This window comes from Streptomyces sp. NPDC006265 (assembly GCF_040613555.1).
In the GTDB taxonomy this organism is placed as follows: domain Bacteria; phylum Actinomycetota; class Actinomycetes; order Streptomycetales; family Streptomycetaceae; genus Streptomyces.
Window position 1 is genome coordinate 1 of record NZ_JBEXSH010000219.1, and the last position, 11,190, is coordinate 11,190.

General features: G+C 69.5%; 12 protein-coding genes. 5 read left to right on the forward strand and 7 right to left on the reverse strand.

What is annotated here, in order from left to right; all coding sequences use genetic code 11:
• Positions 1-67: 67 nt before the first annotated feature.
• The gene (locus ABZ281_RS19200; protein WP_356656967.1) at positions 68-931 is read right to left on the reverse strand and encodes a GNAT family N-acetyltransferase; all 864 of its coding nucleotides are present in this window, start codon (positions 929-931) and stop codon (positions 68-70) included.
• Between the two features lie 589 nt (positions 932-1,520).
• Here ABZ281_RS19200 and ABZ281_RS19205 point away from each other — a divergent pair.
• Positions 1,521-3,125, forward strand: a complete 1,605-nt coding sequence (locus ABZ281_RS19205) for a globin domain-containing protein (protein ID WP_356656984.1) — start codon at positions 1,521-1,523, stop codon at positions 3,123-3,125.
• Positions 3,126-3,133: 8 nt separating this feature from the next.
• Here ABZ281_RS19205 and ABZ281_RS19210 read toward each other — a convergent pair whose 3' ends face one another.
• The 5 genes from ABZ281_RS19210 to ABZ281_RS19230 all read right to left on the reverse strand — a co-directional run bounded on the left by ABZ281_RS19210 (position 3,134) and on the right by ABZ281_RS19230 (position 7,079).
• A complete protein-coding gene (locus ABZ281_RS19210; RefSeq protein WP_356656969.1) occupies positions 3,134-3,616 on the reverse strand; it encodes an NUDIX hydrolase in 483 nt (160 codons plus the stop codon).
• Positions 3,617-3,770: 154 nt separating this feature from the next.
• The gene (locus ABZ281_RS19215) at positions 3,771-4,676 is read right to left on the reverse strand and encodes a LysR family transcriptional regulator (protein WP_356656971.1); all 906 of its coding nucleotides are present in this window, start codon (positions 4,674-4,676) and stop codon (positions 3,771-3,773) included.
• A gap of 196 nt (positions 4,677-4,872) precedes the next feature.
• Positions 4,873-6,204, reverse strand: a complete 1,332-nt coding sequence (locus ABZ281_RS19220) for a cystathionine gamma-lyase (protein ID WP_356656973.1) — start codon at positions 6,202-6,204, stop codon at positions 4,873-4,875.
• A complete protein-coding gene (locus ABZ281_RS19225) occupies positions 6,201-6,695 on the reverse strand; it encodes a low molecular weight protein-tyrosine-phosphatase (protein ID WP_356656975.1) in 495 nt (164 codons plus the stop codon). Before ABZ281_RS19225 ends, ABZ281_RS19220 begins: the two co-directional genes overlap by 4 nt.
• Positions 6,696-6,701: 6 nt before the next feature.
• On the reverse strand, positions 6,702-7,079 hold the full coding sequence (locus tag ABZ281_RS19230) for a phage holin family protein (protein WP_356656977.1): 378 nt from the start codon (positions 7,077-7,079) through the stop codon (positions 6,702-6,704).
• A 60-nt stretch (positions 7,080-7,139) separates the two neighbouring features.
• Between ABZ281_RS19230 and ABZ281_RS19235 the strand changes: the two genes are divergently transcribed.
• The 4 genes from ABZ281_RS19235 to ABZ281_RS19250 all read left to right on the forward strand — a co-directional run bounded on the left by ABZ281_RS19235 (position 7,140) and on the right by ABZ281_RS19250 (position 9,423).
• On the forward strand, positions 7,140-7,457 hold the full coding sequence (locus tag ABZ281_RS19235) for a cupin domain-containing protein (RefSeq protein ID WP_097217849.1): 318 nt from the start codon (positions 7,140-7,142) through the stop codon (positions 7,455-7,457).
• Positions 7,458-7,622: 165 nt separating this feature from the next.
• Entirely contained in the window at positions 7,623-7,835 is a 213-nt protein-coding gene (locus tag ABZ281_RS19240; RefSeq protein ID WP_030189024.1) for a DUF5326 family protein, read from the forward strand.
• A 329-nt stretch (positions 7,836-8,164) separates the two neighbouring features.
• On the forward strand, positions 8,165-8,890 hold the full coding sequence (locus ABZ281_RS19245; RefSeq protein WP_356656980.1) for an IclR family transcriptional regulator C-terminal domain-containing protein: 726 nt from the start codon (positions 8,165-8,167) through the stop codon (positions 8,888-8,890).
• 98 nt (positions 8,891-8,988) lie between these two features.
• Positions 8,989-9,423, forward strand: a complete 435-nt coding sequence (locus ABZ281_RS19250) for an SsgA family sporulation/cell division regulator (RefSeq protein WP_030849994.1) — start codon at positions 8,989-8,991, stop codon at positions 9,421-9,423.
• A gap of 118 nt (positions 9,424-9,541) precedes the next feature.
• On the opposite strand, the gene ABZ281_RS19255 is transcribed toward ABZ281_RS19250, so the two are convergent.
• Positions 9,542-11,190 (reverse strand): YibE/F family protein (locus tag ABZ281_RS19255; protein WP_356656982.1); only part of this gene is annotated, 1,649 nt, incomplete at its 5' end.

The following is an 11,190-nucleotide window of genomic DNA, read 5'->3' on the forward strand; positions in this document are numbered from 1 at the left end:
GGCCCTTCAGCACGACGACGCCGGTTCCCCGATCCCCGGGGAGCCGGCGTCGTCGTATCGAGACTCCTCAGCCCGCCGCGACCGTGACCGGCGCGAACCGCCGGGTCCAATCTCCGGGCAGCTCGGTGATCCCGTACGACATCACCGAGTTGAAGGCGATGGACTCCATGCCGCGCTCCTTCACCCACGCGAGGAGTTCCTCGTGCCGCACGTCGATGTCGGTGCGCAGGGGGCGGTCGGTGTGGGCGGCGAGGGAAGCGAGGAGCGCTTGGGCCACCGACGTGTCGCGTGCGATGAGCGGCCCGACGACATGGGTGTCCATGTTGGGCCAGGCGGCCGCGTACCCGATGATCAGCCCGCCCTCCTCGGCCACCCGCAACTGGTCGGCGAAGGCGGGGAGTCGGGTGACGATGTGCGTGCGGTCGGCCCCGAACGCCTGCTCGTCGAGGCGGAGGATCGAGGTGAGGTCCTCGGCGGTGGCGGCACGGGTGGCGACCCTCGGCTCCGGCCCACCGGGAGCGAAACGCCCGCCAATCATCTCGGCCCGCCCGGTGACCTTGAAGCCCAGTTCCTCGTAGAGGGGTCGGCCGTTCGGTGTCGCGTGCAGGGTGAGGGGCGTGGTGCCCATTGCGGACACGACATGGCGCATCAGTCGGCGCCCCACCCCCTGCCGTGCGTGCCGTCCGGCGACCAGGACCATGCCGATCGAGGCGAGGGCTGGGTTCTGGGGTCCGTACTCGGTGACGACGCAGACGCTCACGAGACCGCCGTCGGGGTCGTCGATGCCATAGCCCTTCCCGGCCGTGAGAAGGAAGCCCCACTTGTGCTCCTCCCGTGGCCACCCCCGGTCCTCGGACAAGTCGGCGCAGGCGGCTTGATCGCGGAGCGTCAGACGGCGGATGGGCAATGAGGTATGGGAAGGAGTCGACACGCAGGTCAGGCTGTCCGACGAGGACCCCCGGCGTCCACCTCTTTCAGTGGAGTCATGCGAGCTTTTGGCCAGTTGTCGCCGCTCGCACACGGCGCGGACCATCGCTGCATGTTTCACGTGAAACACGTAAGAACACCGAGTGTCCGATCGAGGCGTTGAACGGGGTTTTCTTGTCCAATAGTTGACGGACTTGAAGATTCGCCTAGTGCGCGTATTCGTGATGAGGCGAGGGGGGACTTGTGTGCGCGGCGGTGGCCGGTAGGGTCGACTCCGGTTCGCATCCGGGATGGGACGACCCTCCCGTGGGCCGAGTGCAGGGCAACGCAGCCTAACGGGACGGAGAGATCGAAGACCCACGTTTCCGGTTTTGCGACGGAAGCGTCCTGACGAGTGAGAGGCTCGATGAGAGTTACTGCGGCCAATGTCACACTCTCGCCTTACTTGTCCGTACGGAGCCGGAATACGGGTTGAATGTGGCCGCATTGGCCGCGACAAGGATGGGAACGCGACCGTCCACGGGGGAAAGTAGGCACCTTCCGACTGGGGAAGTGCGCAGACCGACCGAAAGATGCTCGAGGCGAGGCACACCATGGACGCTCCGACCACCACGTCGGCCGACAACGGCACTTCTGGCGGCGGGGGCGGCTGGTTCACACCCCGCAAGAACCCGACGACGGCGCCGGACAGCGACGCTGGAACCGCAGACGGGCGGACGGAAGTCCGTCGGCCGGCCGCGATACGCCCGGTGGGCAGGCCCGGAGCCGCCCCGGAAGCACCGGCAGCCGACGCCCCCTCGCCCCCCACCGGCGCGAGCACCGGTGGGCCGGGCCAAGGGGGGGAAATTCCGGAGGCGATACCCCGGTCCGCTCCTGCAGCCGCACAGCACGCCCCGTCTCCCACGGTCTCGCATCTTGCCACCGCCACGACGCCGGGTCCCGTACCGGCAGCTCTCACCCCGACCCCCTTCGCCTCCACCGTGGCTCCGCCGCCCACGGCTGCCGCCGAAGAGCGTGTCCCCGCCCAGCGGCCCGCTCCGGTGCCGCCCGCAGAAGAGGTCACCCCCGCGCCCGCCGAAGCGGGGTCTCCGGACGCCGTCCTCATTCGCCGCGCCATGGCCGAGGTCTCCCCGGTCTCCGACAAGGTGACGTCGTACTTCTATGCCCTGCTCTTCGTCCGCCACCCCGATCTGCGGTCGCTGTTCCCGGCCGCGATGGACACCCAGCGGGACCGGCTGCTCAGGGCGCTGCTCACGGCCGCCGAACACATCGACAACAAGGACGTCCTCGTCGACTACCTGCAGAACCTCGGCCGGGGCCACCGGAAGTACGGCACGCGGGCCGAGCACTATCCGGCCGTCGGCGAGTGCCTGATCGGCGCACTGAGTAAGTACGCCGCCGGCGTCTGGAACGCGGAGATGGAGGCGGCCTGGGTCCGGGCCTACACCACGATCTCCCAGGTCATGATCGACGCGGCGGCCGCCGACGAACTGCGCGCCCCGGCCTGGTGGTATGCAGAGATCGTCACGCATGACCTGAGAACCCCGGACGTCGCGGTCGTCACCGTCCGCCCCGACCAGCCGTACCCCTTCCTCGCGGGGCAGTACACGAGCCTGGAGACGCCCTGGTGGCCCCGGATCTGGCGGCACTACTCCTTCGCCTCGGCGCCCCGCTCCGACGGTCTGCTGTCGTTCCATGTGAAGGCCGTCCCGGCGGGCTGGGTCTCCAACGCCCTGGTGCACCGCGCCCGCCCCGGCGACATCATCCGGCTCGGCCCGCCCGCGGGTTCCATGACCGTGGACCACACCACCGACAGCGGTTTGCTCTGCCTGGGCGGTGGCACGGGCATAGCGCCCATCAAGGCCCTGGTCGAGGACGTCGCCGAGCACGGTGACCGCCGGTCCGTCGAGGTCTTCTACGGAGCCCGCACCGACCACGACCTGTACGACATCGACACCATGCTCCGCCTCCAGCAGACCCACCCGTGGCTCTCGGTCAGGGCGATCATCGACCAGCAGGCGAACCAGCAGCTGCCGGACGCGATACGCGCCTTCGGGCCGTGGAACGAGTTCGACGCCTACCTCTCGGGCCCGCCCGGGATGATCCGCAGCGGTGTGAACGCCCTGCGGGACAGCGGCATCCCGTCGGACCGCATACGGCACGACTCCGTCGAGGAACTGGTCGTTGCCGGAAGCTGATCTGCGTCTCAGCCCAGGTCGGGCGCGTGCATCGCCAGTACGCCCTCGATGTTGCCGTCCAGATAGTGCCGCAGCGACAGCGGCACGAGATGGACGGAGGCGATCCCGACTCGGGTGAAGGGCACGCGCACGATCTCGTACTCGCCGACCGGCTCGTCGACCTCGGGGCCGTGGCGCAGGGACGGGTCCATGGACCCCAGACGGCAGACGAAGAAGTGCTGCACCTTCACGCCGGTCGCGCCGCCGTCCTCCCCGATGTGCTCCATGGTGTCCACGAAGCAGGGCACCACGTCGGTGATCTTCGCGCCGAGTTCCTCGTACACCTCGCGGTGCAGGGCGTCGACGACGGTCGAGTCGCTGGGCTCGACGCCGCCGCCGGGGGTGAGCCAGTAGGGGTCCACACCCGGCTTGGTGCGCTTGATCAAGATCAGGTCGGCACCGTCCAGCAGAATGGCGCGGGCGGTGCGCTTGACCACGGGTCGGACGGTCATGAGTGAAATGTGGCCCGGCTGGTTCCACGTGAAACATCGCGAAACGTCACCGTCCGAGCTCCCAGAGTGAGAGACGGTCCCGGGCGCCCCGACCTGTCGGCCGAAGTCGCCCCCGAGGGCCTCAGCACCCGTCGGTCGAAGCCGCCTCCAGGCCTCAGCACCAGTCGGCCGAAGCCTGCTGCAACCACTCGTGAGCCCGCGCGATATGGGGCATGGCGAGCGTCCCGGTGCGGACCACCAGGAAGTACGTGCGCAGCGGTGGCACGGCCGGCTCGTGCAGGGCGAGGACATCGCCCCGCTCCAGTGCCGCCGCACAGAGGTAGCGGGGCAGTACCGCCAGCCCGGCGCCCGCGACCGCGCAGGCCAGGACCGCACGCAGGTCGGGGACGATCACGCTTCCCGGAGCGGCCGGGGGCGAGTCGAAGACGGAGGCCCAGTAGCGGGAGACGAACGGCAGCGATTCGTGCACCTCCACCACGGGCATCTTCTCGAGGACCGGTTCCGGCCTGCGGTCCGGCTGACCGGTGCCGATCTGCTCGGCCCAGCGCGGGGCGGCGACCAGGACGTGCTCCTCGTCGCAGAGCGCAGTCGCCGTGAGCAGGGCGCCGCGCGGCTGGGCGGTGCTGATGGCCAGATCATGATGTCCGGCGGACAGCCCCTCCAGCGTTTCCTCGGCGCTCCCGAAGGACGCGCGCAAGGCGAAGCCCTGGCCGTCCTCGCCGGTCAGCTCGGTGAGGGCGGGCAGGGCTCGTTCGGCCGTGAACTCCGGTGGGCCTGCGAGGTGCAGCGTCCGTAAGGAGGAGTCGTCGTCGACGCCGGTCTCGGTGATCTCCACCAGGGCGTCGAGATGGGGTGCGGCCTTGTGGGCGAGTTCGTCACCGATGCTCGTCGGGGTCACACCTCGGGCCTGCCGCAGGAACAGAGGGCGGCCCAGTTGCCGCTCCAGCGTCCGTATCTGCGAGGTGACGGCAGGTTGGGAGAGACCGAGCAGTGCGGCGGCGCGGGTGAAGGAGCCGGCCCGGTGCACGGTCACGAAGGTCCGCAGCAAGGCCAGATCCACCGCACACACTCCCTCTTCGGCCCCCGCTCCGGCACCCCGGCCACGCTCAACTATAAATAAGTCGATAGGTCTCTGTCGCTACTGTGATTGGACACTGACAGAGAGTCAACTAGCCTTGGTCGCGCGGTTCTTGCGCGCGGAACCGGGGGACGGTCCGAGCCACGAGGGGGGAGGCTCGGACCGTCCGTGACGATGGTCAGGCGGCCGAGGCGTCCAGTGCCCGCAGCACATCCGTCACCAGGTCCTCCGGATCCTCGGCACCGACCGACAGGCGGATGAAGCCCTCCGCCACCGCGTCCCCGCCCCAGCGTCCACGCCGTTCGGCGGTGGACCGCACCCCGCCGAAGCTCGTCGCGTCGTCCACGAGCCGCAGCGCGTCGAGGAAGCGGTCGGCACGCTCGCGCGTGGGCAGCGTGAACGACACCACGCACCCGAAGCGCCGCATCTGGCGCGCGGCGATCTCGTGCGAGGGGTCGCCGGGAAGCCCCGGGTATCGCAGCCCCGTCACCTCGGGCCGCTCGCGCAGCGCCTCGGCGACCGCCAGGGCCGTCGCGCTCTGCCGGTCGACCCGCATCTGGAGCGTCGCGATCGAACGGTGCGCGAGCCAGGCCTCCATGGGCCCCGGAATCGCACCGACGATCTTGCGCCAGCGGCGCACGGCGGTCATGGCCTCGGCGTTCCGGCCGACGACATAGCCCAGGAGGACGTCACCGTGGCCGGTGAGCTGCTTGGTGCCGCTGGCCACCGAGAAATCGGCGCCGAGCTCCAGCGGACGCTGGCCGAGCGGTGTCGCAAGGGTGTTGTCGACGGCCACCAGGGCACCACACGCGTGTGCCGCCTCGGCGAGCCGCCTGATGTCGCACACGTCGAGCCCGGGGTTCGACGGGGTCTCGATCCACAGGAGCCGTGCGCCATCGAGGAGGTCCAGCTGGGCGTCACCGCCCGTCGGCGCGGTGCGCACCTCGATGCCGTACGCCTCCAGCTGCGCGCGGACCAGCGGCAGCGCCTGGTAACCGTCGTCGGGCAGGACGCACACGTCGCCGGTGCGCAGCTGGGAGAAGAGCACCGCCGAGATCGCGGCCATGCCCGAGGCGAAGACGAGCGTCTCGGCACCGTCCTCGCCGGGCGCCTCCAACTCGCCGACGGCGCGTTCCAGCAGCGTCCAGGTCGGGTTCTCGTCGCGGCCGTAGGCGTAGGGGCCGGTCGGGTCGCCCGGCAGATGGAAGTGGGCGGCGAACACGGGGCCGGGCAGCGTGGGCTCGTGCTTGACCGGCTCGGGCAGCCCGGCCCGCACCGCGCGCGTACCGTCTCCGGCGCCCACGGCCGACTGCCCCACGGCGCCCGCCACCTCGTTCGCGGCAACCGTCGCCGTGTCCACGGCGTCCGTCACCTCGTCGACAGCGCCCGTCGCCCGGCCCACCGCACTCGTCACCTGGCTCGCGGCATCCTTCACCTGGCCCGCGTCGTCGGTCGCCCGGGCCGGGTCGCCCGTCGTCCCGCCCGCGTCACCCGTCGCGGAATCGCTCATGCCGCCTGTCCCTCCACGTCCTCGCGCACTGCGGCGAGCAGACCGGTGCTCGCCGCCTCCACCATCTCAAGGCACTCCTCGAAGCCGTCCAGGCCCCCGTAGTAGGGGTCCGGCACATCGAGGTCGTCGTCGCCGGCGGCGGGGTCGTACGAGCGCAGCAACCGCACCTTCTCCGCGTCCTCCTCCGCGGGCGCGAGCCGGCGCAGGGCCCCGAGGTGGCCGGAGTCGAGGGCGATCACCAGGTCGAGGCGGGAGAACCAGGACGACCGGAACTGCCGGGCCGTGTGGTCGCCGACGTAGCCGTTGTCCTCCAGGACGGCCACCGTACGCGGGTCGGCTCCGTCTCCCTCGTGCCAGCCGCCCGTGCCGGCGCTGTCAACCTCCACCAGCTCGTCGAGACCCGCCTCCGCCACCCGTGCACGGAAGACGATCTCGGCCATCGGGGAACGGCAGATGTTGCCCGTGCAGACGAAGCAGACCCGGTACGTCATGTCCGCTCAGTCCCCGTCGGGCAGCACGACGTGCAGCGCCCAGGAGACGACCGAGATGATCAGGCCGCCCACGACGGCCGTCCAGAAGCCCTCCACGTGGAAGCTCAGGTCGAGCTTGTCCGCCAGCCACGAGGTGAGCAGCAGCATCAGCGCGTTGACGATCAGGGTGAACAGACCGAGCGTCAGTATCAGCAGCGGCAGGCTGAGGAGCTTGACAAGCGGCTTGACCAGGAAGTTCACCAGGCCGAAGAGCAGCGCCACGATGATCAGCGTGCCGACTTCCTTGCCCGTGCTGTCACCGGTCAGGGTGATCTTGTCGAGCAGCCATACGGCAACCGCCAGGGCGCCCGCGTTGGCGATCGTCTTGACTAGGAAATTCATCATGTGTCTGATCGTGGCAGACCTGATCGGACACGGGCACAAGAGGCAGGGGCGTACCAGGCGATGAAGGCATTCCGGCTGGATGAACTGGAGGCGGAGCGCGCCGCCAACGAGGGCGCCTACCTGCAGTTTCTGCGGGAGCAGAACATGTCGGTCGGTTTGTACGCCCTCGATGCGGGCGAGCAGGATCCACAGAAGCCGCACAATCAGGACGAGGTCTACTTCATCGTGAGCGGCCGTGCCGCGATCACCGTCGGTCTGGAGACGACCCAGGTGGCGCGCGGCAGCGTGATCTACGTGCCGGCGGGTGTCGCCCACAAGTTCCACCACATCACCGAGGACCTGAGGGTGCTGGTGGTCTTCTCTCCGCCCGAGAGGTGACGGGCCACCTCAGGGTTCCCTAGGGGATCGGTCAGGGGAGGACAAGGGATGCGAGGCCCCCGTTGGACCCCTCCCCGGACCTAGCATCGAATGCAGGACATCAGAGATCCAGAATGACCGACAGGGCCCGGCACTCGAACGGGTGGAGAGGTAAGGACGAGGGCGATGCGAGAGATTTTCACGGGACTGCCGTGGTGGGTGAAGTGGATCGCGGTGCCGGTCATCGCCCTGGTCGTGTTCGGCGGACTGATCGCCAGTGTGGTCGGGTTCGTCATCGGACTGCTCTTCAAGTTGCTGGTCTTCGTGGCCCTGGTCGGCGGACTGATCTACGTCGTACGGAAGTTCACGTCGAGCTCCTCGTCGCGCAGCGACTGGTGAGACGCGTGGGAAACCGGTGGGGGTAGCGGGAAACGCCTGGAATCACCGGTTCCCTCGGGCGGGGGAAGTTTCCCGGCGGGGCCGTCTGCACGCGGTGGCAGGCGAATAGAGTCCGGAACTCGACGCGGGGACTTCCCCGCGAGCGGCATTCAACCCCACCCGTGTTGCTCCGCACGGGCTGCCCCCTCGCGCTTCGGGAGAGCCCCTTGGTCCCGGCTGACACCGCCCCCGTCCACCTCCGCACCGTCCCCGCGCAACCTCGCTCGGCGGCACCTTCAGGTCCACCGCTCCCCTCCGCACCACCACCTCCACCGACCCTCATCGGATCCGTGCAGCGCGCGATGCGCCTGCTGGAAACCGTCGCCGGACATGAGTACGGCGCCCCCGCCAAGCAACTGGCCCGCGAGACCGGGCTGGCACTGCCCACGACGTACCACCTGCTGCGCACCCTCGTGCACGAGGGCTATCTGCGCCGGGACAAGGGCCTGTTCTTCCTCGGTGAGGCCGCCGAGCGGCTGAGCAGCAGCGGAGCGCGGCAGAAACGTCGCAGCAGGGTCGTCGACGTGCTCGCCCACTGGCGGGACGTCCTGGGGGTGCCCGTGTACTACGCGGTCTACCGTGAGGGTGAGATCGAGGTCATGTGTGTCTCCGATACTCCGGGAACTCCGGCGGTCGAGGAGTGGGCCGACTTCCGGGAGACCGGGCACGCACACGCCATCGGCCAGTGCCTGCTGTCCCAGCTGGACGACGAAGCCCGCCGTGACCACCTCGACCGCTACCCGGTGCAACCCCTCACGCCGTACACGGTGCGCGACAACCACAGCCTGCTCCGGCGCCTGGAGCGGATCCGGCGCATGGAACCGGTGACCGAGCGTCAGGAGTACGCCCTGGGCGCGGTCTGCGCCGCGATTCCGCTCACGCTGGGCAGCACGGCCGCGACGATGGCCATCTCACTCCCCGCACACCAGGCCGACCGGCTGCTGCCCGCGGCCCGGCAGTTGCAGGCCGAGATCGGGCGAGTACTCGGCTCGCTCGCGCTCTCTATCAGTATGTGAAAACTCACTCCTTGTGATCTGCTGTGTACGTTCAGCAAGATTCCACCAAGTGTCAGAGGTTCGTTCCCGGCCAGTCACGGCGAATGACGGGGTTATCGATGCGCGAGTCCGTACAAGCAGAGGTCATGATGAGCTTTCTCGTGTCCGAGGAGCTCTCCTTCCGCATTCCGGTGGAGCTGCGCTATGAGTCCAGTGATCCCTATGCCGTCCGGCTGACGTTCCACTTGCCCGGTGATGCCCCGGTGACGTGGGCTTTCGGGCGGGAGTTGCTGATCGACGGTGTGGGCCGGCCGTGCGGGGAGGGCGATGTGCGGGTCACACCCGTCGACCCCGACGCGCTGGGCGAGGTGTTGATCCGGCTTCAGGTGGGCAGTGACCAGGCGTTGTTCAGATCGTCGACGGCACCGCTCGTCGCTTTCCTCGACCGTACGGACAAGTTGGTGCCGCTGGGACAGGAGGGCTCGCTCGCCGACTTCGACGCGCACCTCGACGAGGCCCTGGACCGCATCCTCGCCGAGCAGGGCGCTGGTTGAGACATGGGCCCGGCGGCACGGTGGAGTAACGCTTCACCGGACACCGCCGAGCTGTGCAGGAACGCTTCTTCCTGCGATCTTCGTATGACCGGGCGATCTTCTCGCGGGTCGGGCGGCGTCAGCGCTTGCGCCGTCGGCCCTTTCCTCCGCGCGCAGGGACGGCAGAGGCTTCCACGGCCGGCGGCTCTGTGCCAGGGCGATCGGCGGCGACCACCAGCGCCGCCAGAGCCGTGGTGACCGGCACCGAGGCGACCAGCCCGATCGAACCGACCAGCGTACGTACGATCTCCTCCGCGACCAGCTCGCTGTTGGCGACCGTCCCCACACTGCTCTGTGCGATCGAGAACAGGAGCAGCAGCGGCAGCGCGGCACCCGCGTAGGCGAGGACCAGCGTGTTGACGACCGAGGCGATGTGGTCGCGGCCGATCCGGATGCCCGCGCGGTAGAGCCCGCGCCAGCCCATCGAGGGGTTGGCCTCGTGCAGCTCCCAGACCGCCGAGGTCTGCGTGACGGTCACGTCGTCGAGCACGCCCAGGGAGCCGATGATGACGCCGGCGAGCAGCAGACCGCTCATGTCGATCGTCGGGTAGAGGCCATGGATCAGGCCGGTGTTGTCGTCCGTGTTGCCGGTGAGGGCCGCCCAGTCGATGAACACCGAGCCGAGGACGCCGATCAGCAGCAGCGAGATCAGGGTGCCCAGCACCGCCACGGACGTCCGGGCGGACAGGCCGTGGCACAGGTACAGGGCGATGAGCATGATGGCGCTGGCGCCCACCACCGCCACGACCAGCGGGTTCGAGCCCTGCAGGATCGCGGGCAGGATGAAGAAGTTCAGCACCATGAAGCTGATGGCCAGTGCGACCAGGGCCATGACACCCCGCAGCCGTCCGACGACCACGACGGCGATCGCGAAGATGCCGGCGAGCAGCCCCATGGGCAGTCGGCGGTTGATGTCGGTGACCGAGTACTGCAGGTCCTTCGGCGCCGAGGGCTCGTAGGCGACCACGACCTCCTGGCCCTCGTGCAGTTGGCGGGACTGGTCGGGCTGGACGATCTCGGTGAAGGTACGGCCCTTGTCGTCGCCGCTGTCGACCCGGATCGTCGCCCGCTTGCAAGTGCCCTTCTCCTGCTGCACCGCGGAGGAACCCTCGGCGGTGGAGGTGTCGCCGGTCGGCGGAACGCCCGAAGCGCCGGCCTCCTTGCAGCTCACCTCGACCACCTCGGTGACCGTGGCCTCCTGCGTCTGACGGTCGAAGCCGACGCCGGTGCGCTCGTGCGACGGGGCGCCGCCCGGCCACAGCACGGCGAGACCCACCAGCACCGCCGCGGCGAACGGGATCAGGATCGCCGCGATGACCTTGCGCAGATGCTGGGAGACGGGCGTGGCCGGACCGTGGTTGTGGCTGTGGGAGTGCCCGTGCTCGCCACTCGGGGCGGGACCGGGCCCGTGACCGTGCCCGTTACCGCCGCCGTGACCGTGCCCGTCACCTCCACCCGGCCCTGAACCGCGTCCACCACCGGCCTCACCACCGGGCCCGGAACCGTGTCCACCACCGGGGCCGTGGCCAGGGCCCTGCCCACCGGTGGGGGCACCATGACCACCGTAGCCACTGGGAGAACCGGCACCCTGGCCGGCACCGGAGCCCGGCCCGTACTCACCACCGTGACCGGAGCCGGAGCCGGAGCCGGAGCCGAGACTGAAACCCGTGCCCCGCCCGTACCGGAGCCCAGGGCCCTGCCCTCTGTCCGGACCCTGCCCGTCGGGGG